Source organism: Nonomuraea sp. NPDC050153 (assembly GCF_044460125.1).
Lineage (GTDB): Bacteria > Actinomycetota > Actinomycetes > Streptosporangiales > Streptosporangiaceae > Nonomuraea.
In genome coordinates this window covers 23,657-46,008 of record NZ_JBITJQ010000032.1, presented here as the reverse complement: position 1 = coordinate 46,008, position 22,352 = coordinate 23,657, and the positions used below count along the sequence as shown (strand labels likewise).

Below are 22,352 nucleotides of genomic sequence, written 5' to 3'. Positions count from 1 at the left end.
GCGTAGATCAGCCTGGGGCACATGTAAACACCGGCTCAACAAGGTGTCAATACGGAGGCCACAGAGGAAAGGGCATTGTCGCTGTTCAGACCGGGCACAGCAAGCTGGTCGCCAGCCCTTGGGGCCGCAGGATCCGGTCCCGCGGCCCCGTTACGGCTAGCCCAGATCACGACGCTGGTGAACGTACACCGCCAGACCCACGGCGATCGCCACGTAGAGCGTGAACATCCCCAGGCCGGGCACCGCGCCCAGGGTGAGGTTGGCGGCCGCCGCGCCGATCGTCTTGAACGGCAGGAACGCCACGACCTCCGCCGGGATCGTGTAGACCAGCACCGCCTCCACGGCCAGCGCCCAGATCAGCAGCGCGGAGATGGCCCCCGCCGTGTTCCTGAGCAGCATGCCGACCGCCGCGCCGAGCACGGTCGCCAGCGGCACCGCCACCAGGTGCGTCAGGATCTGCATCGTGCCGTCGCCGGCCATGGGGGAGAAGTGGCCGCCCCCGGTGATCAGGCCGCCCACCCAGGCGGCGGCCAGCGCGAGGATCGTGACGGCCAGCGCGACCGCGGCCACCGCCGAGAACTTGGCCGCCAGCACCCGGTTGCGCCACGGCGCCATGATCGAGGTGATGCGGAAGGTGCCGCTGCGCAGGTCGCCGGTCGCCACCAGCACGCCCAGCACCACCATGGCGTAGATCACGACCTCCATGGGCAGCGTGATGACCTGGACGGACGTGCCCAGACCCGGCACGTTGCCCTGGGCGTCGAGCGCGCCGCCCATGATCGCGCCGCCCACCCCGGCCACCACGATGGCCGCGACGGCGGTGATGAGATAGCTGCGCAGGGTGCGGAACTTGATGATCTCAGCGGACCACAGATTGGCGAAACCCATGACTAGCCCACCTCTCCCTTGATCCCGGCCTTCTCGGCCGTCGCCTGGGTGAATGCCTTGAGCAGGCTCCGTTCCTCGCGGAGCTCGAAGATCGCCACCCCGCTGTCCTTCGCGAGCTGGCCCACCAGGCCCGCCTCCAGCCCGGTGACCTGCAGTCGCTGCGCGTCGGCCAGGCTGACGAGCCGGCCGCCGGCGTTGGTGATGGCGGCGCTGAGCACGCGCGGGTTGTCGCACTGCACGCTGACCGTCTGCGTCTGGAAGCGCTGGATGAACGCCTGCGCGGCCCCCGCTCCGACGATCTTGCTCTGCGCGATGACGACCAGGTCGTCGACCAGGTCCTCCATCTCGGCCAGCAGGTGGCTGGAGACGAAGACCGTACGTCCCTGGTCCTTGAACTGCCGCAGCAACCCCTTGATCCAGGTGATGCCCTCGGGGTCGAGCCCGTTCATGGGCTCGTCCAGCATGATCACTTCGGGATTGCCCACCAGGGCGATGGCCAGCGCGAGGCGCTGGCGCATGCCCAGCGAGAACCGGCCGGCCCGCTGACCGGCCACCGCGGACAGGCCCACCCGCTCCAGCAGCACCTCGGCCTGGTTCTCGGCCACCCCGGCGAGCTTGGCCGCCCAGCGGACGCTGTCGACGGCCCGGCGGCTGGGGTGGGCGCACTGCGTGTCCAGCACCGCGCCGATCTTGCGGGCCGGCACCGGCCACTCGTCGATGCGCTTCCCGTCGATGAGGGCCGAACCGCTGGTCGCCCGGTCGAGGCCGAGGAAGAGCCGCATCGTCGTCGACTTGCCCGCCCCGTTCGGGCCCAGGAACCCCGTGATCGCGCCCGACCGTACGGCGAAGCTGGCGTTGCTGACCGCCAGCACGGGTCCGTACCGTTTCGTCAGGCCCTCCGCCCTCAACATCGGCTTCATGTGTCCTCCCGTTGTGTTGATGTGCAGGTGTCGTCGAGGAAGGGGAGCCCGGGGCCGCCGTTCAGGGCCGCGCCGAGCGCCAGGAGCACGCCGGCCGCGCCGGTGGCGAGGTCCGCGGACAGCCGCAGCGCCTGCTCCCCGATGAAGGCGACGTGCCCGTCGTGCGGTACGGCGTGCCAGGCCAGGTGCTCCATGTGCCGCGCCAGCCGGGGCGAGTACGAAGGCTCGCCCAGCCCGGCCAGCGCCAGCATCGCCCCGGCCCGGCCGGTGAACAGCCCGGCGCCGGTCACGACGTGGTCGCCGGTGGCGCGGCGGAGATCGTCCAGCGCCTCGATCAGGTCCGGGTCCGGATAGTGGCCGGTCAGCAGCCGCAGCACCATGGCCACGCCCGCGCCGCCCATCGCCAGGACCGGCTCCCGCCAGGGCGCGCCGATCGGGGCCGGGGCGTCCGAGCCCACCCCCATCACCGCCAGGTCGCGGCGGAGCGCGGCCTCGGCGTGCGCGAGCAGGGCCGGGTCCCGGGTGCGTTCGAAGAGGCGCACCAGCAGCAGCGCCGCCCCGCTCGCCCCGTGCATCAGCCCCGGCGCGGACGGCCCCTGAGGCTGGGCCGACAGGCGCTCGACGAGCCGTTCGGTCACGGCGCCGCAGTCGCGCCCGAAGTGGTGCAGGGCCAGCCCGGCCCCCGCCAGCCCGGAGAACAGCCCGATGCCCGGCACCCGGTCCAGCGGGATCTCGGCGGCCCGGTCGAGGACCTCCAGCGCCTCCTCGGCCCGGCCGAGCCGGTCCAGGGCGTACGCGATGCCGTACAGGCCGTCGTAGAACCCCGGCCGCGCCTCGGACAGCTCGCGCGTGCGCGTCACCAGCCAGTCCACGTGCTCGTCCGGGACCTGCGCCCCGGTCCGGCCGAGCGCCCAGAGCACGCCCGCGGCGCCGTGGGCGAAGGCGACCCCGCCGCCAGGGGTGAGGAACTGCGCGACGTCGCCGGGGAAGAGCCGGTCGGCGCGGCCGGGGGTGGCGCTCGCGGCGATGCCGCCCGCGACCGCGGCGCGCAGCTCCGGCCAGGCCGCCGGGCCGGGCTCCGGCCAGGCCAGCGGCGGGCGGTCGGCGGGCTGGCCGACCAGGTCGGTCCAGTGCGGGGCCGGGCCCAGGTCGCGGCGGATCTGCTCGGCGTAGCCGGACGGCACCGGGAAGTACGTGGTGATCATGTCGAGGAGCTGGGCGAACTTGTCGGCACCCCACGGCAGCAGGCTCGTCATCGGGCAGAAGACGGCCAGCCGGATGCAGCCCAGCCCGTAGCGGTCCACCTCGACGCCGGTGTAGGCGGGCGGCGCCACGAACCCGGGCGCGGCCATCGCCTGGACCAGGTTCGCGTCGGCCTCCGTGGCGGCCTCCAGGTCGATGAAGGCGATCGTGTCGTCGGCCCTGACCAGGATGTTGGCGGGATGCAGGTCGCCGAAGACCACGCCCCGCCCGTGCATCGCCGCGACGGCCTCCTCGACCTGCCCCAGGATGCGCAGCGCCCACTCGGTGTAGGCGGCGAAGTCGGCCGGCGACCGGTCGGCCCGCAGCAGCGGGTTGCGCCGGGCGATCTCCCGGCCCAGCGGCTCGCCCTCCACGTACTCGCGGGCCAGGAAGTAGTGCTCGTGGCCGATCCGGTAGTCGATCAGGCGGGGGAACCAGGGCAGCCCGGCGAGCCGGTCGAGGGCCCAGCGCTCGCGTTCCAGCCGGGTGACCGCGTCACGCCCGTCCTGGTCGAGCCCGGCCAGCGGCCTGGCCTCCTTCAGCACCACCACCTCGCCGGAGCGGGTGTCGGTGGCGTAGTAGACGCCGCCGCCGTTGGAGAAGTGGAAGGCTTTGGTCGCGCGGAAGGGGAAGTCGTCGAGCGTTCCCCGGTTCCGCGCGGCCAGCGGCTCGGCCAGGCAGTCCGGGAGCTCCACCCAGGGGGGAGGACGGAAGGCGGGTCCGCGGACGTCGGGCACGAGCCGTCCCTGGGGGTCCTCGATGCAGTGGACGGTCTCGCCGAACTCGTTCTGGATCGTCCGCTCGACGAATCCGCCGTAGCGCACGTACAGCGGGCCCGAGCGCCAGCGCAGGTCGCTGAGGATGTGCGGGCCGCGCTCACCGTCGAGCAGGTCGCCGAGCTCGTTGAGGATCTTCTCGAGCTGCTGGTCGTCGCCGGGGTAGACGGTGACGAACTTGCCCGCGCTGCCGCGGTCGCCGTACTTGCCGTTGCGCCGCCTGAGCACCGACTCCGAGCGCAGGAACTTGAAGCTCACCCGGTGCGCGACGCAGTAGTCCCAGACCTCGCCGAGGACCGTCTCGGCGTTCTCCGGGGTCGCCGAGGCGTGGATCTTCCAGCCCTGCCGCTGGATCCGCTCGACGGGCGCGTTGAGGATGATCCAGTCGCTGTTCTCGGTACGTCGCCAGCCGGGCGGCGCGGGCGCCCCGGCGCGGGAGAACCCCGCCGCCGCGGCCGGGCCGACGACGTCGTAGAAGGGCATCCCCTGTGGACAGTGCTGCAAGTACTGGATGAACTCCATCGCTCCTTCTCCCCGTGGTCACCAGGCGCCCGATAGGTACGTCGCGACGAGCCACTCGCCGAGCGGCGGACTGCCCGCCTCGACCCTGGCCGCGCCGCTGGGCTCCGCCGGCGCCTCGCGGACGGTCAGCGGGTAGGCCGAGACGGTCGCCGGCAGGTCGCGCTCGGTGCGGATCGGGAGCAGCACCGAGACCGGGACGGAGGCACTGGACGCCGAGCCGGAGGCGACCGCGGCCGATCCCACCTGCTCGCGGAAGACCACGCCGTTGCGCAGCAGCCGCACCGCCGCCCCCCGCCTGATCTCCTCGTGGCCGCCCGGCACCACCAGCTCGATCCGGCCCTGCCGGTAGTGGTATCCGCCCGAGATCTCGTACGGCACGTGCACCAGCGTCAGCAGCGCCGTCACCCCCGCGGCCAGCGCCGCGGTCACGGCCCCGATCCGCCATACGGAGGCGCCCGCCACCCGGGCCTCGTGGACGCGCATCAGGAACCCGTACGCCAGGCGCGCCACCAGCAGCAGGACGACCACCATGACGGCCAGCGAGCCGATGACGCCGAGGCCGCGCAGCAGATCGCCCCAGAGTGACAGGGCCAGCCCGCCGACCAGGTAGACGGGGAAGACCAGGCAGGCGATCCCGTACGGCACCGCCCAGCGCAGGCCGGGCAGCTCCACCGGATACGTGCCGCCGAACAGCAGCTTCGAGACGAACCGCCGGGCGTCGACCATCGCGCGCTTGCGCAGGTCCGAGATGTCGAGGTGGCTCATCAGCGCCAGGTAGCCGTCGAGCTTGACGAACGGCAGCAGGTTGAGCAGGCCGCCCAGGTAGGTGACGACGGAGAAGACCAGCAGCCCCTGACCGGCGGCCGAGCCGCCGGACGGCAGCGCCGCGACGGCCGCCGCGCCCGCCGCCGTGAACTGGGTCGCCACCCCGGCCAGCGCCACCCGTACGCGCTGCTCCTTGCGGGCCAGCCGCCAGCCGTCGGAGACGTCGCAGAAGAAGGCCGGCAGCAGGTAGAGCAGCATGAAACCCATCCGGCTCGGCCGCCCGCCGTAGTGGCTGAGCACCGCGCCGTGGCCCAGCTCGTGCAGCACCATGACCAGGTAGGTGCCGGCGGCGACGCCCGCGTAGACGCCCAGCGGCAGCGGCGACCCCAGCGTCCGCACCAGGTCACCGCCCTGGACGGCCAGGCTCACCAGCCCGGCCAGCGCGAGCACGGCCGCCACCGCGCCCCAGAACCGCGTGGCAAGCGCGGACACCAGCGGCTCGCACCAGGCCAGGAACCGGGCCGGGCGCACCACGGTGACCTGCAGCGTCAGCGGGGGGACGTACTTCACCCAGGGCGCGTTCGCGCGGGTGCGCCGGCCGTCGTCGAGCAGCCGCATCCGCTTGAGCTCGCCCAGCGCGTAGCCGAGCGCCTGCGGGGTCCACTTCGGGCCGAGGTCGGCCATCAGCTCGGCGTGGTCCCGGTCCCCGTCGAGCGCCCGGCCCAGCCGGGCCATGTCCGCGCCCACCCGGATGTACCGGCCCGGGCCGCGCTGGATGATCCACGGCGCGCCCTCGTGGGCGGGCGGGTGGACCTGCACGTCGTCGGCGAGCCGGGGGCGGGCGGGAAGGGCCGGGTCCAGCTCCTCGCGTTCCTTCCTGCCGAGCTTCACGGCCGGGCTCCCGTCGCGCGTCTAGCCATGGGGCCGCCCGACCGCGTTCACGACCAGGAGGGCGAAGCAGGCCACCGCGGCGATGCCGAGCACGGCCAGCAGCACGACCTGGGCCACCCCCGACAGGCCGCTGTTCATGACCAGGACGAACGCCAGGACGAGGATCCCGGCAATGATGATCAGCCACACCGTGGACACGTTCTTCACTTCCTCACCTTCCGAGCGCGCACGTGAGATCCGGCCAGGCGGTGGCGACGGGGTGACCGCCGCCACCGCGCTGTGCCTCATGGGAGTCCCGGCGCGGACCCTGCCTCGGGCTCCTGCATCTCAAGCTCGAGACGAGAACGCCACGCCGGCCTCCGGCTGCGGCAGCTGTCAGGTGATGACGCTGATGCTGCTCATGATGGCGGTGACGCCGTAGGAGACCGCCGTGCCGACGGCGCTCACCACGGTGACCCCGGTCACGACTCCCCAGAAGGTCCCCCAGCCGGGGGCCTCCATGGCCTCGAGCTCCTGCATGCCGAGCTCAAGCGGGGCGTTCGCGAATTCGTTCATGTGCCTTTCCTCCTCTCCTGGCAATCGAGGTCCCGGACGGGCCCGCTCGCATCAGGTCAGCGAAGCGGCACTGGCCACCGCGCTGGCGAAGACGAGCGTTCCCAAGGTGATCGCAACGCCCTGCTTGAAACCGGACCAGAACCCGGGGGCGTCCATGGCCTCGAGTTCCTGCATGCCCAGCTCCAATGCGGGAGCCAGGCTCGGGGTCGCCGTCATTTCCATCGCCACACCTCCTCTCCTCCTGCTCGCCCGCGGTCCCGTCCTCCGCGGGAGTTCTCGATCGGCACGGCGCTCAGCACCTGGTCGCCTCCGGCGCGCGGAGGACCGCGGTCAGCAGCTCCCGTACCTCGTTCTTGGTCAGGCCGCCGAGCATGGGCAGCCCGGCGCCCCACGCGCGCACGATGCGCCCGGCGATGGCGTCGAGCGCGTCGTCGTCGGCGGTCAGCCGTCGCTCCACGCGCCAGGAGTCGATCAGCGCGGCCATTCCGTCGGCCGGGTCGCCGGGCAGGCCGGCGGGGTCGACGGCGCGGATCGACGACCACAGCCGCGCGAGCCTCCTGGCGGACCCGAGCCGCTCGTCGCCGCCGGCGATGGCCCGCCACAGGGGCGGCAGCACGGCGGCGATCGCGCGCATCTTGCGCACGCCGAGCGCCACCGACACCTCGTTGGCGATCAGCCAGCCCTTGTTGCCCCAGGCGGCGCGGCCCAGGTGGACCCACTCCTGGTGGGTGAGCCCGCTGAGCTTGGCGATCTCGGCCCGCAGCGGGCGGTCCACCGGCGTGCCCGCCTGTGTGCCCGCCTGTGTGCCCGCCTGTGTGCCCGTCTGCCGGGCCCGCCGCACGGCGTGTCCCACCGTGACCAGGCGTACGGCCAGCGCCTCGGTCAGGGCGTCCTCGGTGGGCAGGTCGGCGTGGTCGCCGGCGTACATGCTCACCAGGCGGAACAGCGCCTCCAGGACGGCCTCGGAGACCAGCTCGGGCGGCAGCGTGTCGGTGGCGACCGGGTCGAGCACGGCGATGTCGGGCCGCAGGCACTCGCCGGAGATCAGCCGCTTGCCCTGGGGATACTCCAGGCAGGCGGCCGTGCTGATCTCGGCGCCGGTGCCCAGCGTGGTCGGGACGGCGACGAGTCCCAAGGCGCGCTCAGTGCCGGGCGGCAGCACCACCATGCCGCTGCGCTGCGGGACCGTCAGGCGGGCCCGCGCGCTCGGGGTCCCGTGCAGCAGGGCCAGCAGCTTGGCCTGGTCGAGCAGGGAGCCGCCCCCCACGCCCAGCACCAGCTCGACGCCGGACAGGCGTCCGGCGAGGTCCAGCACGCCGGACAGGGTCCCCGGGCCGGACAGCACGACCAGCTGCTCGCCGCGCCCCGCCTTGGCCACCTGGCGGCGGACGCGGGCGACGATCTCCGACTCCAGCACCCCGGGGTCGATCAGGAGGGTCACGCGCCTGCGCGAACTCCTGGCCAGCCAGGGGGCCAGGCCGTCGCACTCGAAGAGCGTCCGGGTCAGGCACTGGGTGCTCTGGGTCACGCCGGCACCTCCCTGGCGGAGTAGGCCGCCAGCCCCGCCCGCAGGCAGGCGAGCAGCTCGCGCAGGTCAGCGACGGTGTAGGTGAGCGCCGGCACGAGCTGGACGCCGTTGACGCCCGGATGCACGATCGCCCCGGCCCGGCGGACCGCCGCCACCACGGCGGGCACCTCGGCCTGCGGCAGTTCGGCGCCGCCCGGCGCGCGCAGCCGGATCGCGCGGAAGCAGCCCGCCCCCGAGGTCCCGGCCACCATCGGGTGCTCGGCCGCCAGCCTCGCCAGCTCCTCGTCCAGCAGGTCCGACAGCCGCCTGCCCAGGGCCACCGCGTCCAGGCGGCGCATCTCGGCGATGGTGGCCAGGATCGCGGCGCAGGTCACCGGCGTGCCCGCCTGCGTCTCGGCGTGCGCGAGCACCGCTCCGGCGGCGGCGAACGCGGAGGCCACCTCGCCCGAGGCCACCACCACGGCGGCGGCGCTGGTCCCGTTGGTGAGCCCCTTGGAGGCGATCAGCAGGTCCGGCGGCTCGGGCCAGTCCTGGGAGGCGAAGAAGCTCCCGGTACGGCCGAACCCGGTGGCGACCTCGTCGGCCACGAGCAGGAATCCGTGCTGGCGGCGCAGCCGCAGCAGCTCGGCCACGTACTCCCCGGTCAGCGGGACGGCCCCGTTGCCCAGCACCGGCTCGACGACCACCGCCGCCACCTGCGTGCCCTGCCGCTCCATCAGGCGCGACAGCTCGTCGGCGGCGTTGGGGGTGACGTGCCGGATCAGCCGCTGGTCCACGCCGTAGAGGCGCTGGCCGAAGTCCTCGCCGCTCAGGGCGAACCCGCCGAAGGTCATGCCGTGGTAGCCGCCCTTGAGCCCGACGACGAGCTTGCGTCGGTCGGCGCCGCGCAGGGCGTGGCAGTGCCTGGCCAGCTTCATCACCAGGTCGTTGGCCGCGCCGCCCGAGGTCGAGAAGACGACCCTGGCGTAGTGGCCGGGGCCGCACAGGTCGATCAGCGCGGCGGCGGCCCGGCGCGCGTAGTCGTTCTCGTACCTGAAGACGTTCAGGTACGACGCCTGGGCCAGCGCCTGCGCGGCGGCGGCGGTGACGGCGGGGTTGCCGTAGCCGAGGTTGGTGTTCCACAGCCCGCTGGTGCCGCAGAGCAGCTCGCGGCCGTCGGCGAAGCGGACCCTGACCCCCTCGGCCGAGACGGCGCAGAGCTCATCCAGGCCCTGCTGGTCCGGAGGCAGCAGAGCGGGCCACAGCGGAGCAGTCATGGGGCCACCTCGGCTTCCAGCAGGATGTCCCGGTGCCTGGCGCCGGGGGCGGTCAGGGCGTGGCGGGAGCGGAGGGCGAAGCCCGCCCGGGCCAGCTCGGCCTCCAGCAGGTCGGCCGGGACCACGCCGATGGTGCTCGTGCAGACGGTGACCGGGCCCTCGGGCAGCTCGGCGGGGCAGACGGCCACCACGCGGTGGCCGGCGTCCGGGTCCCAGCGTTCGAAGAAGCGGTACGAGCGGCCGCTGGCGCCGGCGAAGGCGACCTCGACCTCCTCGGTGCCGTCGAGGCTGTTCAGCTCGATGGTCGACAGGACGAACCGCCCTCCGGGCGCCAGGTGCGCGCGGACCGTGCCGTACAGGGCGGTCCTGCCGGGCGCGTCGAGCAGCGAGATCGACGAGGTGCCGAGCACGATCGCGGCGAAGCGCAAGGGAGAGGAGAAGGTACGCATGTCCGCCCGGACCAGCGTGCACCGCTCGCGCAGGCGGGCCGGCGCCTCCTCCAGCCGCGCGGCCAGCAGGCTCAGCATGCCCTCCGAGAGGTCGACCGCGGTCACCTCCCGGCCCAGCGCGAGCAGCGGCAGCGTCAGGCGGCCCGAGCCGGCCGCGAGGTCGAGCACGGGGCCGGGGACCCGGCGCACGAGGGCGACGAGCTCGCGCACCTCCTGGGTGTCCGTGCCGGCCAGGTCGTGGTAGACGGGAGACCCGGTCCGGTCGTACAGGTCGCACACGACCGCCCGGTCGCCCAGCCGGTCCAGCAGCTGCCTGGCCTGGCTCGGCAGGTCCGTCAGGTGGGTCATGTGAGCCGTACCCCCGCCTTGGAGAAGAAGCCGGCCACCGTGGTCAGCCCCGCCGGGTCGTCGTGCTCGGCGGCGGCCTCGACCGACCCGCACACCAGCAGCGCCTCGGCCAGCCGGCCCGCCCGGTGCTCCACCTCGAACGTGCGCGCCGGCCCCAGCCGATGGAGGGGCTGGTGGACGTAGGCCGCGTGCTCGGTCCACAGCAGCAGCGGCAGGTCCGGGTCGGCCAGGTCCGCCGGGCCGGCGACGCCCTCCAGACCGGGGACGAGCCGGCCGCCGAACCCGGAGACGCGCACGTCGGCGGCGCCCCGGGCGTGCAGGTCCTGGAGCCCGGCGAGCGCCGTCAGGTAGCGCCCCAGCCACGGCCGGGCGGCCAGCTCGGCGGCCCGCCGCTCCTCGGGGACGGCCTCGCCGAGGCAGACGGCGCACGGGTGCTCGCCGGCCGCGTTGATCCGGTCCCACTCGGCGCGCAGGCGCGGCAGGTCGTCGCCGACCTTGCCGAGGGGCAGCCCGGCCGGCGAGGTGGACAGCGCGCCGTCCGCCCTGGCGTGCAGGCGCAGCCGCGGGCCGTCAGGCCCGGGACCGGCGCCGAGGCCGGGCAGGTCGGCGATCCGCACGGTGGGGTGGGTCAGGAAGGCGGCGAAGACGCCCTCGTCCGCCGCCCGGTCGGCGTCGGACAGGTACAGCTCGAAGTCCTCTTCGCCGAAGATCCGGACGGCGGTGGGGCCGATCACCGACATGTACTCGCTGGTGCCGTAGTCCTGCGTCTGCAGGAAGAACGCCTCGGAGATGGACATCTCGGCGCCCGCCTCGCTCAGCGAGCCGTCGTAGCCCACGACCGTCGGGCCGCCGGCGTCCCCCGCGGCGCCGGGAACGAAGATGACGGTCTCGGGGCCGGCCAGGCCGGACTCGACGACCGCCGCGAGGTGCCCGGGGTTCTCCAGCACGATCGTCGCGACCCGGTCGGGCAGGGTGCCGGCGGCCTGCCCCGTGGCCCACTGCATCAGCCGCCGCTTCGTGTCGCCCATCAGTCGAACGTCCCGCCGACCAGCGCCCCCAGCAGGGACTTCAGCTCGTTCATGGTCTCCTTCTGGCCTTGCAGGTTGAACACCCCGGTCAGGTTGAGGATGATCTCGTCGGCCCCGGCCTGCTCGTACTCCTTCAGCCGGGCCACGAGCTGGTCGAGGCCGCCGCTGAGGAACGCGCCCCCGTCCACCGCGGCCTTGGCGTCGGCGGCGGGGTCCCGGCCTGTCACGTCCATCCCGGCCTTGCGCAGCATGTCCTGGTAGTGGGGGGCCTGCAGGTGCAGCGCGTTGCTCGCCATGGCCTGCTCGACCGGCGTGCGGTCGGGCCTGCTCAGGGCCAGCGGCACCATCGCGGCCACCCGGGGCCCCTCGCGGCCCTCCGCCTGCGCGCCCTCGCGCAGGGCCGGGACGATCGTCTCCGCGAGGTACTCGGCCGGGGTCAGCCAGGTGATCGCCACGTCGGCCACCTGTCCGGCGAGCCGGGCCATGCCCCGCCTGAGCACTCCGAGCCCGATCTCGATCCGCGGGGACACGGCCGGCGGCAGCATGCCGTGGCACGCGACGTACTCGCCGCGCAGGTCCACCACCCCGCCGGCCAGCAGCGCCCGGACCGCGGTGACGTACTCGCGGATCGCGCCGAGCTGGCTGGGGTAGCGCTCGCCCAGCAGGCTCTCCTGGAACGAGATCGGCCCCGGCCCGAAGCCCGCCACCACGGGCTCGCCGGTCGCCATCGCCAGTGACCGCACCTGCAGCGCCGCCTCGTACGGGTGGCGCAGCGGCATGAGCGTCACCCCGAGCCCGGCCGGCACCCGGAAGCCGGCGCCGGCGGCGTACACGAATCCCTGGTGCGGTTCGATGAGGGTCGCCTGTCCCTGCCACAACGCGTGTGCCGCGGTCCACTCCACCAGGGCCGCATAGGGAAGGATCTGTTCCGCCCGCCGCGGAACAAAGGGGATCATCACTGAGTATTTGGCCATTTATCACTCCATGTCTGCGCAATGAGGTGATCCATAGCGTCGGTACTTTCTTACGCCCGGCCCTGTTCCCCGACGCTTCCCCGGCGGCCTCGGGAAGGCGTTTTCCGCAGCTAGAGGGGCGTGCGGGCGGGGAAGCGGCGGTCACGCACCGGAGCGGCCGCATGACAGATGTCATACGGGACCGGTGACGGCGGCGACTACGGGCCGCTCGGCGCCGGTCTCACACTGGACCTGCAGACATCTAGCATGTTCGATGTACGGCTGGTGCCCGGCTCCTGCATCGTCCGGCGCCAGCCGTACCTCCCGAAGGAGGTCGCGGCGCAGACATGTCATCCCAGCTCCTGTCGTGGGTCCTCGCCGGCGGCCTGGCCGTGTATCTCGCGATCGTCGCGCCCTGGGCCGGCCTCCGCTCCCGGAACCGGCCGCAGCAGGACGACACCCCGCTGTCGCGGCGCCTCGGCCTGGTCATCGTCGAGCTGTGGGCGCTGGCCGCGGTGGCCCTCCTCGTGGTGGCGCTGTCGCCGGCGCTCACCCTGGCCGACGTGGGCGTCAAGCCGCCCGCGGACCCCGCCGTGACCTACGGCATCGCGGTGGCGCTGCCCGTCGCGATGGTGCCGGTCGTGTTCTTCGTGCGCTGGCTGGTCAAGAACGGCGGGAAGGTGCCCGGGGCCGACGCCTACTCCGCCCTGATGCCGCGCACGCGCGGCGAGCGGTGGCTGGCCGGCGGGGTGGCGGTCTCGGCGGGCATCTGCGAGGAGCTGGTCTACCGGGGCCTGCTCATGGGCCTGGGCCTGGCCCTCGGTCTCAGCCCGCTGCTCGCGGCGGCCGCGGCGGTGGCGGTGTTCGCCCTCGGGCACGTCTACCAGGGCCGGTGGGGCTTCCTGCTGTCGATCCTCGGCGGGATCGCGTTCACCGGGCTCTACCTGCGTACCGGCAGCCTCATCGCGCCCATCGTGGTGCACGTCATCGTCGACATCAGGTCGCTGGTGCTGACGCCGCGGCCGGAGCGGGTGACCGCGTGAGGTTCTCGGTCGTCTGCCCCACCTACAACCGCGGGCCGGCGATCACGGCCACCGTCGACTCCGTCGTGGCGCAGTCGCTGCGGGACTGGGAGCTGCTGGTCGTCTCCGACGGCAGCGACGACGACACCGACCGGGTGGTGGCCGAGAGCGCCCGCGCCGACCGCCGCGTACGGCTGATCCGCACCCACCGCCACGGGCATCCCTCGCAGCCGCGCAACCTCGGGCTCGCCGAGGCCCGCGGGGAGTTCGTCGCCTACCTCGACCACGACGACCGGTGGGCGCCGCAGCACCTCGCGGTCCTGGCGCGGGCGCTGGAGGGCGGCGAGCGGTTCGCGGCCACCGGCGCGACGCGGGTCGACGCGGCGGGGACGGTCCTGCACGTGACGCCCCCGCTCGCGCTCTGCTGGCATCCCGAGCTCCAGCTGATGAACGCGATCTTCCAGCCCTCGCAGGTCGCCCACGTCGCGGGCCTGGCCGAGCAGGTCGGCGGCTGGCGCAGGTCCGAGAGCGGGCTGGAGGACTGGGACCTGTGGCTCCGCCTGGCCGACGCGGGCGTGCGCTGCCGCACCGCGGCCGACCCCACGGTCATCGAGCTCGTCGACCCGGCCACCCGCCAAAGCTCGCTGGTCGCCCGGCACGGCTGGGAGGTGGCCAGGTTCCCCGACGGGCGCGCGGCCCGTGCCGCCTACCGCGCGCTCAAGGACACCCGTCGCGTGCGCGCCGCCAGGGAGGCCCTGGAACAGGACCTGCGGGCCTGGTACGCCGATCTGGCCGAGCTGGTCATCCCGTCGGGATGGGAGGCGGGCCCGCCGGAGGTGGACCGGGCGCTGGCCGAGACCGTCGCCGAGGCGTCGATCGGCGGCCGCGAGCTCTGGCCGGACCTGGCCATCGTGCCCCGCGACGGCCACGTCGCGCTGGTCCACCTCATCTCCTGCGTCACCCAGGACCACGCGGACCGGATCGGCGCGCTGACGCGCCGGGTCATGCGGCACCAGATGGCGCTGTACGAGGACGTTCTGGGCGGCGCCTGACTAATTGATAGGGCGGGGCAGGCGGATCGTCAGGATGCGGCTGGGGATCCCGGTGTCCACCAGGCGGCCGTTCGCGTCGAAGGCGCCGACGCCGAAGTCGTTGTCGTTGGCGATCGCGATGGTCCTCGGGTCGAGCACCGCGACACCCTCGATCTTGCCGGGCAGCCCGGACATCGCCGCCAGGTCCACGGTCAGCGACTTGGCCGCCACGGTGACGTCCGCGGGAAGGGACGCCTCCAGCGACGGAGTGGTCGCCGGGTCGTCGTGACGGCCGCCGAGGAGGTCGGTCGCCCTGCGGAGATCGACGGTGTAGAGGCGGGCCACGGCGTCGGTGCGCTCCTGGAGCAGCAGCCGGCCGGGCTTCAGCACGCTGAGGGCGGAGATCTTCATGTCGCCCTGCGCGGCGTCCGGGTCGAAGGTGGCGACGTCCTCCATCTTGTAGGCCCACTCGCCGGTGGGCCGCCCCGTCCGCAGGTCCACCCGCAGGATGCGGGCGATGCCGGAGGCCTTGCCGGTCGCCTTGTCGGGGTTGGCCAGGGGGCTCTGCACGGCCAGGTACAGGGCGCGCTCGGAGGGCGAGATGCCGAGCGCCTCGATGCCGCGGTTCTGCTGGCGGGTGGCGAAGATCGCGGGCAGGGTCTCGCGTACGGGGTAGCCCGCTCCGGTCAGGCCGAGCCCCTTGGGAACGTAGCGGGTCAGCACCCGTCCGTCGCCGGCCACGTGCACGAGCGAGGGGGAGTACTCGTCCACCAGCCAGAAGCCGCCGCGCCCGTCCGTGACGATGTCCTCGGTGTCCAGCCCGTTCGGGTCGTGCGGGAGCGAGGTCAGGCCGTCCCAGGTGTAGGGGGCCTCGTCGTGGCCGGACTGGTTGGACAGGCCGGTGATCGGCGTGCCGTCGGACTTCTTCAGCGGGATGCTCCGCACGACGCGCGCCGTGCCGTGCCGTACGGCCACGCGCACGATCGCGGGCGCGAACTCCGGCACCGGGAACGTGCGCCGCTTCTCGCCGTTGACCTTCGGCTCGCCGTTCGGGCCGCGGTCGGTCACCATCCAGTACTCGCCCGCGCGCCCGGCGGGGTACAGGCCGCTGCCGACGCCGCCCAGCTTGACGCCCCGGGAGTCCCGTACGAGGCCGGGCTCGAACGCGGCCAGGTCGGGCGCGGGCAGCGTCACGTCGGACAGGACCCGCGGCTCCTTGACGGGTGAGGCGGCGGCCGGTGCGGCGAGCGCCGTGCCGATGGCGAGCGCGGCGACGAGGTGACGAGACATGACGCTTCCCCTGGGTCCCTTACGGCAAATGTGCTGATTCGGGGTGGAACCTACAGAGGTTCGATGTCCAGCCGCCGAAGCGCGCATGAACGCGCGCTGACGCGGGCGCCGCCGCGCGGCGGCGCCCGGCCGCGCGGCGAATCAGACCCGGACCAGGTGGGCGCAGGCGGCCGCCGCCGCGTCGGCGTCACCGACGACGACGGCTCGGGCGACAGCCGCCAGGCGCTCGGCCGAGACCCGGGCGTCCTCCAGCGGCGCGGCCTGCGAGAGCAGGTCGTCGAGGTCGGCCAGCAGGCTCGCTCCCGCGAGCCGGCGCACGCAGGGCCAGGTGTCGGAGAAGCGGATCGGGCGGCCGTCGGCGTCGAGCAGGGCGAGCCGGAGGCTGCTGTCGGGGTGCGCCGCCGCGCTGCGCGCCAGCCCCGCCATGACCGCCTCGCGGGCCCGCGCGATCTCCACCGGGTCGCGCTCGGCCAGCGATAACGCGGGATCCGGCCGCGTCTCCTGCAGCGCCGGCGCGAGCACCACGGCGCCGTTGCCGTGCTGGACCTCGACCATGCCCTGGACCTCGAGCGCCACTAGGGCGCGGCTCAGGGTCGCCCGGCTGACGCCGAGCTCCGCGGCCAGGCGGCGCTCGGGCGGGAGGCGGTCGCCGGGGGAGAGCCCCTGTGCCTCGATGAAGCGCGCGATGTGGTCGGCCAGCTGCACGTAGAGGCGGGGACGCTCCATCCGCTCGGGAACCGCGGAGGTCTGCGGGCGCTTCTTGGTCACGGGGGACAGTCTATTGACATCCGGCGTAGTGGCGCAGAGGCTAGGCCAATCCGGAAATACGCACGTAACCGGAGAGTCACCTGACCCGAGGAGTCGCCGATGTCGGCGGAAGTCGTTGCGTTGGTTGTGCTGGTGTTGGTGTTCCTGATAGCCACCGTCCGATCCATCAACATGGGCGCGCTGGCGCTCGTGGCGGCGTTCGTCGTGGGCACCGCCGTCTTCGGCGTGGAGGTGTCCGACGTCCTCGGCGGCTTCCCGGCGAACCTGTTCGTCATCCTGGTCGGCGTCACCTACCTGTTCGCGCTGGCCAGGACCAACGGCACCGTGGACTGGATCGTGCACCGGGCCGTGGTCGCGGTGCGCGGGCGCGTGGCCCTGATGCCGTGGGTGATGTTCGTGGTGTGCGCCGCGATCACGGCGATCGGCGCCGCCAGCCCCGCCGCGGTGGCCATCGTGGCCCCGGTGGCCATGGGCTTCGCCGCCCGCTACCGGATCAACCCGGTCATGATGGGCCTGATGGTGGTGCAGGGCGCCACCGGCGGCAGCTTCTCGCCGATCGGCATCTTCGGCGCGATCACCAACGGCGTCGTGGACAAGAGCCACCTGCCGGGCAGCCCGGCCGTGCTGTTCTTCAGCGCGATGGGCGCCTGCGCGCTGATCAGCCTGGTCGGCTTCCTCACCCTGGGCGGCACCAAGCTCCTGCAGCGCGACCGCGAGTCGCCGAAGGAGCAGGTCGCGGCCCTCGCCCGAACGGGCGCGGCGGGCGGATCCGCAGGTGACCCCGCCAGTGAGTCTGCCCGCGAGCCCGCCGACGACGCCCTGCCCCGCCTCGACGCGCAGCGCTCCCTCACGCTGGTCGGCCTGCTCGTGCTCGCCGTGGGCGCGCTCGTCTTCGACCTCGACATCGGCTTCCTCGCGCTGGCGGTGGCGGTGACGCTCACGCTGATCTTCCCCTCCGCGGCCCGCGGCACCGTCGACAAGATCAGCTGGGGAACGGTGCTCCTCGTCGGCGGCATCGTCACCTACGTCTCCCTGCTGCAGGACCAGGGCACGGTGAAGTGGCTCGGCGACGGGGTCGCCCACGTCGGCGCCCCGCTCCTGGCCGCGTTCCTGATCTGCCTCATCGGCGCCGTGGTCTCCGCCTTCGCCTCGACGACCGGCATCCTCGGGGCGCTCATCCCGCTCGCCGTGCCGTTCCTGCAGACCGGTCAGGTCGGTGCCATCGGCCTGGTCACGGCGCTGGCGATCTCGTCCTCGGTGGTCGACTGCAGCCCGTTCTCGACCAACGGGGCCCTGGTCGTCGCGAACGCGGACGTGTCCGACCGCGACAACGTGTTCAAGCGGCTGATGACCTGGGGCATGACCATCATGGTGGTCGCGCCGGTGCTGTGCTGGGTGATCCTCGTCGTGCCGGGGAGTCTGTGATGAGCGGGCCGCTCGCGGGATACGTCGTCGTCGACCTGACCAGGGCGCTGGCCGGGCCGCACGCCGCGATGATGCTCGGCGACCTGGGCGCGCGGGTGATCAAGGTGGAGCAGCCGGGGAGCGGCGACGACACCCGGGGCTGGGGCCCGCCGTTCGCCGGGTCCGAGTCCACGTACTTCCTGTCGTGCAACCGCAACAAGCAGTCGATCGCCCTGGACCTGAAGGACGAGGACGGCCGGGCCACCCTGGAGGCCCTGATCCGCAGGGCGGACGTGCTGCTGGAGAACTTCCGCGCCGGAGTGCTCGACCGGCTCGGCTTCACCACCGCGCGCCTGCTCGAACTCAACCCGCGGCTGGTCGTGCTGTCCATCACCGGGTTCGGCCACGACGGCCCCGAGGCCGGGCGGGCCGGTTACGACCAGATCGCGCAGGGCGAGGCCGGGCTGATGTCGCTCACCGGCTCGGGGCCCGACGACCCGCAGCGGGTGGGCGTGCCGATCGGCGACCTGCTGGCCGGCATGTACGGCGCGTACGGCGTGGTGTCGGCGCTGCTCGAACGCGAGCGGACCGGGCGCGGCCAGGTCGTGCGCACCTCGCTGCTGGCCGGGATCGTCGGGGTGCACGCCTTCCAGGGCACCCGCTGGACCGTGGCCGGCGAGGTCGGGCGCGCCCAGGGCAACCACCACCCGTCCATCGCCCCGTACGGGCTGTTCCGGTGCGGGGACGGTCACGTGCAGATCGCGGTGGGCAGCGAGGGGCTGTGGCAGCGGTTCTGCGCGGAGTTCGGCCTGGACCCGCAGGAGCCGGGCCTGGCGACGAACGCGGCGCGGGTGGCCGCGGGAAGGCGGCTGGTCGAGCTGGTCGAAGCCGCCTTCGCCCCCTTCGGGGCCGACGAGCTGCTGCGGCGGCTGGCCGCCGCCGGCGTGCCCGCCGGCCGGGTACGCAACCTGGACGAGGTGTACGACTGGCCGCAGACCAGGTCGCAGGGCCTGCTCATCGACGTCGAGCACGCGGGCATCGGCGAGATCACGCTGCCCGGCCCGCCGCTGCGGTTCTTCGACCCGGCCGGGCCGGCCGGCGAGGTCGAGATCACCAGGACCGACCACGCCGCGCCCCCCGTGCTGAACGCCGACGAGGAGGAGATCCGCTCGTGGCTGGCCGGATGACCGCGCTCGAACTCGTCGAGCTCGCGCTCGACGACGGCTCCTTCCACGGCTGGGACCGGCCGCTCGGACCGGTGGAGGACGCCGACGTGGTCGCCGCCAGGGAGCGTACGGGCCTGGACGAGGCGGTGATCACGGGGGAGGGGCTGCTTCACGGCCGCCGGGTGGCCGTCGTCGCCTGCGAGTTCGGCTTCCTCGCCGGATCCATCGGGGTCGCCGCCGCCGAACGCCTGGTGTCGGCCGTGGAACGGGCGACCGCCGAGCGGCTGCCGCTGCTCGCCGCCCCCGCCTCGGGCGGCACCCGGATGCAGGAGGGCACGGTGGCGTTCCTGCAGATGGTGAAGATCTCGGCCGCGGTCACCCGGCACAAGGCCGCGGGCCTGCCGTACCTGGTCTACCTGCGCGACCCCACCCTCGGCGGCGTGCTGGCCTCGTGGGGCTCGCTCGGTCACGTCACGGCCGCCGAGCCCGGCGCGATGATCGGCTTCCTCGGCCCGCGCGTCTACCGGTCCCTGTACGGCGAGGCGTTCCCGGAGGGCGTCCAGGTCGCCGAGAACCTGTACCGGCACGGCCTGGTCGACGCCGTGCTGCCACCGGAGGCGCTGGCCGCGATCGCCGACCGGGCGCTGCGCATCCTGCTGGCGCCGCCGGGGGAGCCGCCTCCGGACGAGGCGCCGCCCCGCGAACCGCTGCCGGACGTGCCCGCGTGGGAGTCGATCACCCGCTCCAGGCGTGCCGACCGGCCCGGCGTCAGGCAGCTGCTCCGCTACGCCGCCTCGGACGTCCTGCCGCTGAACGGGACCGGCGAGGGCGAGCAGGACCCGGGCCTGTACCTGGCGCTGGCCCGCTTCGGCGGCGTCTCGTGCGTGCTGCTCGGCCAGGACCGCCGCAGCCAGACCGACGTGGGGCCGATGGGCCCGGCGGCCCTGCGGGCGGCCCGGCGCGGCTTCCGGCTGGCGCACGAGCTGAACCTGCCGCTCGTCACCGTCATCGACACCCCAGGCGCGGCGCTCAGCCCGGAGGCGGAGGAGGGCGGGCTGGCCGGCGAGATCGCCCGGTGCCTGTCCGAGCTCGTCACCCTTGAGGCGCCGACGCTGTCGATCCTGCTCGGCCAGGGCTGCGGCGGGGGCGCGCTCGCGCTGGTCCCGTGCGACCGGGTGCTCGTCGCCCAGCACGGCTGGCTGTCGCCGCTGCCGCCGGAGGGCGCCAGCGCCATCGTGCACCGCGACGTCGACCACGCGCCGGAGCTGGCGGCGGCGCAGGGCGTACGCTCCGCCGACCTGGTCGCCGACGGCATCGCCGACCGGATCGTGGCCGAGCACCCGGACGCGGCCGACGAACCGGAGGCGTTCTGCCGCCGCGTCGGGCGCGAGCTGGAGCGGGAGCTCGCCGCGATGCTGCCCCGCCACCGTCCCGAGCTGCTCGCCGAACGGCTCCGGCGCTACCGCGCCCTCGGCACCACCCGCGACCGGCCCCAGGCATCCGGCTAGGCGCGCATCCGCCGGAGTCAGGCGTCTCCGCGCGGTGCCCGCTCAGGCGTTTCTACGCGATGCCCGCCCAGGCGTCCTTACGCAGTGCCCATTCAGGCGTCTCTACGCAGTGCCCATTCGACCCCCGGGCAGCGGTCCATGACGACGTCGAGGCCGGCGCTCAAGGCGCGCTCGGCGGCGGCCTCGTCGATCACGCCGAGCGGCAGCCAGATCGCCCTGGCCCCCGCCGCGATGGCCTCGTCCACCGACTCCCCCGCCAGCTCGGCCCGCCGGTACACGGCGACGACGTCCAGCGGGTCCGGCACCTCGGCCAGCGACGCGTACCCGGGCTCGCCCAGCACGGTCTCGGCGGCCGGATGCACGGGAATGACCCGTTTGCCGCGTGCCTGGAGCAGCCGGGCCTGGTCATAGGCCGTGCGCTCCGGGTTGTCGCTCAGGCCCACGAAGGCCCAGTGCCGCGCCCCGTGAAGCAGGCGCTTGATGACGTCGCCGTCGGCGAAGCGGTCTCCCATGCTCGGCACCAACACGGCGCGCACGCCGGAACTTCCCGCATTCATCTTCCGCTCAGCGGTTGCGCTGCTTTCAACGCTGTTGACCGCCGCATATGGTTCAGGACGCCGCGATATCCCTTCACGGATGTGGCGTTGGAGAGCGCTCTCTACCGGCTCGGTCCCGAGCCGAGGCCTTTCTGTCCGCGTGCTGGCGAAAGCCATGCCCGTTCCACAGAGGTAGTGCATGAGACCTTCTCTCGTTTTCGTCGCGCTGGTCACCGCCATCGCGGCCGCCACGCTGTCCGGCGGCGCGGGCGCCGCCCAAGCGGTCGCCGACCCGCTGCTTTCCCAGGGCAAGCCCGTCACCGCGTCCTCCGTCGAGAACGCCGGCACGCCGGCCTCGGCGGCCGTGGACGGCAACGCCGCCACCCGCTGGTCGAGCGCCTTCGGCGACCCGCAATGGCTGCGGGTCGACCTCGGCGGCACCGCCGCCATCAGCCAGGTGGTGCTCAGCTGGGAGGCCGCGTACGGCAGGGCGTTCCAGATCCAGACCTCCGCCGACGGCCTGACCTGGACCGCCGTCGACGCGACCGCCACCGGCACCGGCGGGACGCAGACCCTCGCCGTGACCGGGAACGGGCGGTACGTCCGGATGTACGGCACCGCCCGCGGCACGGCCTACGGCTACTCGCTGTGGGAGTTCCAGGTCTACGGCACGATGGGCGGCACCACGCCGCCTCCGGGGGGCACCATCCCCGCCCCGACCATCCAGTCATTGGAGGCGGCCACCGGCCCGCTGGTCACCGCGGCCTACACCGTCCCCAACCCCAGCGGCTACCGGGCCGGCACGATCACGTACCCGACGGCCGCCGGCGCGTACCCGGGCATCGTGCTGATGCCGGGCTACCAGGGCACGCAGCAGAACCTGAGCTGGCTCGGCCCGCGCCTGGCGTCCTGGGGCTTCGTCGTCCTCAACGTCGACACCAACACGCTGTCCGACAGCCCCGACCAGCGGGGCACGCAGATCAGGGCGGCCGGCACCCAGCTGGTCAACCTCGGCAACGCCACCGGCAACCCCATCTCGGGCAAGGTGAACGGCGTGCTCGGCGCGGCGGGCCACTCCATGGGCGGCGGCGGCACGATGGTGGCGCTGCGCGATGACACCCGGTTCAGGGCGGGCGTGCCCCTGGCCCCCTACCACCCGAGCGGGAGCTTCGCCGGCGTCGCCAAGCCGACCTTCTTCCTGACCTGCGCGAGCGATGTCGCCGCGCCCGGCAGCACGTACGCCAGGCCCTGGTACAACAGCATGACGCAGGCCGAGAAGCTGTACATCGAGGTTCCCGGCGACCACCTCTGCCCGATGACCGGCTACGGCAACAAGGCGAAGCAGGGCAAGTGGATCGTGTCGTTCTTCAGCCGCTGGCTGCGCGACGACGCCCGCTTCACCCCGTTCCTGTGCGGCAGCCAGCGTGACGCCGACCGGAACAACACCTCGCTGGTGACCCAGTGGACGGACACCTGCCCGTTCTGACCGCGTGACCGGGTACGGCG

At 73.6% G+C, this 22,352-nt stretch carries 21 protein-coding genes; 6 read left to right on the top strand and 15 right to left on the bottom strand.

The window, feature by feature from the left end:
* Nucleotides 1-156: 156 nt before the first annotated feature.
* From ACIBQ1_RS47935 to ACIBQ1_RS47880, 12 genes are all read right to left on the bottom strand, one after another.
* Nucleotides 157-888 (bottom strand): hypothetical protein, encoded by a 732-nt coding sequence (locus ACIBQ1_RS47935; RefSeq protein WP_397288207.1) that lies wholly within the window; start codon nt 886-888, stop codon nt 157-159.
* A gap of 2 nt (nt 889-890) precedes the next feature.
* Complete coding sequence (locus ACIBQ1_RS47930; protein WP_397288205.1) at nt 891-1,808, bottom strand: ABC transporter ATP-binding protein; 918 nt, start codon at nt 1,806-1,808, stop codon at nt 891-893.
* Nucleotides 1,805-4,348 carry a class III lanthionine synthetase LanKC gene (lanKC, locus tag ACIBQ1_RS47925; RefSeq protein ID WP_397288203.1) on the bottom strand — a complete coding sequence of 848 codons (2,544 nt, stop codon included), beginning with the start codon at nt 4,346-4,348 and terminating at the stop codon, nt 1,805-1,807. Before lanKC ends, ACIBQ1_RS47930 begins: the two co-directional genes overlap by 4 nt.
* Nucleotides 4,349-4,366: 18 nt before the next feature.
* The gene (gene mpaP / locus ACIBQ1_RS47920; RefSeq protein ID WP_397288201.1) at nt 4,367-6,004 is read right to left on the bottom strand and encodes a daptide biosynthesis intramembrane metalloprotease; all 1,638 of its coding nucleotides are present in this window, start codon (nt 6,002-6,004) and stop codon (nt 4,367-4,369) included.
* Nucleotides 6,005-6,025: 21 nt separating this feature from the next.
* Nucleotides 6,026-6,211 (bottom strand): hypothetical protein, encoded by a 186-nt coding sequence (locus tag ACIBQ1_RS47915; protein ID WP_397288199.1) that lies wholly within the window; start codon nt 6,209-6,211, stop codon nt 6,026-6,028.
* A 168-nt stretch (nt 6,212-6,379) separates the two neighbouring features.
* A complete protein-coding gene (locus tag ACIBQ1_RS47910) occupies nt 6,380-6,559 on the bottom strand; it encodes a daptide-type RiPP (protein WP_355389501.1) in 180 nt (59 codons plus the stop codon).
* 51 nt (nt 6,560-6,610) lie between these two features.
* The gene (locus ACIBQ1_RS47905) at nt 6,611-6,781 is read right to left on the bottom strand and encodes a daptide-type RiPP (RefSeq protein WP_355389606.1); all 171 of its coding nucleotides are present in this window, start codon (nt 6,779-6,781) and stop codon (nt 6,611-6,613) included.
* A 70-nt stretch (nt 6,782-6,851) separates the two neighbouring features.
* Nucleotides 6,852-8,087, bottom strand: a complete 1,236-nt coding sequence (mpaC, locus tag ACIBQ1_RS47900) for a daptide-type RiPP biosynthesis dehydogenase (RefSeq protein WP_397288197.1) — start codon at nt 8,085-8,087, stop codon at nt 6,852-6,854.
* On the bottom strand, nt 8,084-9,343 hold the full coding sequence (gene mpaD, locus ACIBQ1_RS47895) for a daptide-type RiPP biosynthesis aminotransferase (protein WP_397288195.1): 1,260 nt from the start codon (nt 9,341-9,343) through the stop codon (nt 8,084-8,086). Before mpaD ends, mpaC begins: the two co-directional genes overlap by 4 nt.
* Nucleotides 9,340-10,140 carry a daptide-type RiPP biosynthesis methyltransferase gene (gene mpaM, locus ACIBQ1_RS47890; protein ID WP_397288193.1) on the bottom strand — a complete coding sequence of 267 codons (801 nt, stop codon included), beginning with the start codon at nt 10,138-10,140 and terminating at the stop codon, nt 9,340-9,342. Before mpaM ends, mpaD begins: the two co-directional genes overlap by 4 nt.
* Nucleotides 10,137-11,168 carry a daptide biosynthesis RiPP recognition protein gene (gene mpaB, locus ACIBQ1_RS47885; RefSeq protein WP_397288191.1) on the bottom strand — a complete coding sequence of 344 codons (1,032 nt, stop codon included), beginning with the start codon at nt 11,166-11,168 and terminating at the stop codon, nt 10,137-10,139. Before mpaB ends, mpaM begins: the two co-directional genes overlap by 4 nt.
* A complete protein-coding gene (locus ACIBQ1_RS47880) occupies nt 11,168-12,142 on the bottom strand; it encodes an LLM class flavin-dependent oxidoreductase (protein ID WP_397288190.1) in 975 nt (324 codons plus the stop codon). Before ACIBQ1_RS47880 ends, mpaB begins: the two co-directional genes overlap by 1 nt.
* 326 nt (nt 12,143-12,468) lie before the next feature.
* Between ACIBQ1_RS47880 and ACIBQ1_RS47875 the strand changes: the two genes are divergently transcribed.
* Together ACIBQ1_RS47875 and ACIBQ1_RS47870 are read left to right on the top strand one after the other, a co-directional pair.
* Nucleotides 12,469-13,164 (top strand): CPBP family intramembrane glutamic endopeptidase, encoded by a 696-nt coding sequence (locus ACIBQ1_RS47875; RefSeq protein ID WP_397288188.1) that lies wholly within the window; start codon nt 12,469-12,471, stop codon nt 13,162-13,164.
* The gene (locus ACIBQ1_RS47870; protein ID WP_397288186.1) at nt 13,161-14,195 is read left to right on the top strand and encodes a glycosyltransferase family 2 protein; all 1,035 of its coding nucleotides are present in this window, start codon (nt 13,161-13,163) and stop codon (nt 14,193-14,195) included. The genes ACIBQ1_RS47875 and ACIBQ1_RS47870 overlap by 4 nt, the downstream gene beginning before the upstream one ends.
* Here the strand turns inward: ACIBQ1_RS47870 and ACIBQ1_RS47865 are convergent, their stop codons facing one another.
* Both ACIBQ1_RS47865 and ACIBQ1_RS47860 read right to left on the bottom strand, forming a co-directional pair.
* Nucleotides 14,196-15,464 (bottom strand): esterase-like activity of phytase family protein, encoded by a 1,269-nt coding sequence (locus tag ACIBQ1_RS47865; RefSeq protein ID WP_397288185.1) that lies wholly within the window; start codon nt 15,462-15,464, stop codon nt 14,196-14,198. It lies immediately after the preceding gene.
* A 141-nt stretch (nt 15,465-15,605) separates the two neighbouring features.
* On the bottom strand, nt 15,606-16,232 hold the full coding sequence (locus tag ACIBQ1_RS47860) for a FadR/GntR family transcriptional regulator (protein ID WP_397288183.1): 627 nt from the start codon (nt 16,230-16,232) through the stop codon (nt 15,606-15,608).
* 99 nt (nt 16,233-16,331) lie between these two features.
* Between ACIBQ1_RS47860 and ACIBQ1_RS47855 the strand changes: the two genes are divergently transcribed.
* Genes ACIBQ1_RS47855 through ACIBQ1_RS47845 form a run of 3 tightly spaced genes read left to right on the top strand, consistent with a single transcriptional unit; the run spans nt 16,332 to nt 20,310 of the window.
* Entirely contained in the window at nt 16,332-17,657 is a 1,326-nt protein-coding gene (locus tag ACIBQ1_RS47855) for an SLC13 family permease (protein ID WP_397288181.1), read from the top strand.
* Complete coding sequence (locus tag ACIBQ1_RS47850; RefSeq protein WP_397288179.1) at nt 17,657-18,823, top strand: CaiB/BaiF CoA transferase family protein; 1,167 nt, start codon at nt 17,657-17,659, stop codon at nt 18,821-18,823. Before ACIBQ1_RS47855 ends, ACIBQ1_RS47850 begins: the two co-directional genes overlap by 1 nt.
* On the top strand, nt 18,808-20,310 hold the full coding sequence (locus ACIBQ1_RS47845; protein WP_397288177.1) for a carboxyl transferase domain-containing protein: 1,503 nt from the start codon (nt 18,808-18,810) through the stop codon (nt 20,308-20,310). The genes ACIBQ1_RS47850 and ACIBQ1_RS47845 overlap by 16 nt, the downstream gene beginning before the upstream one ends.
* A gap of 92 nt (nt 20,311-20,402) precedes the next feature.
* On the opposite strand, the gene ACIBQ1_RS47840 is transcribed toward ACIBQ1_RS47845, so the two are convergent.
* Entirely contained in the window at nt 20,403-20,822 is a 420-nt protein-coding gene (locus tag ACIBQ1_RS47840; RefSeq protein ID WP_397288388.1) for a CoA-binding protein, read from the bottom strand.
* A 223-nt stretch (nt 20,823-21,045) separates the two neighbouring features.
* Here ACIBQ1_RS47840 and ACIBQ1_RS47835 point away from each other — a divergent pair, with 223 nt between their 5' ends.
* Entirely contained in the window at nt 21,046-22,332 is a 1,287-nt protein-coding gene (locus ACIBQ1_RS47835) for a discoidin domain-containing protein (RefSeq protein ID WP_397288175.1), read from the top strand.
* The last annotated feature ends 20 nt before the right edge of the window (nt 22,333-22,352 follow it).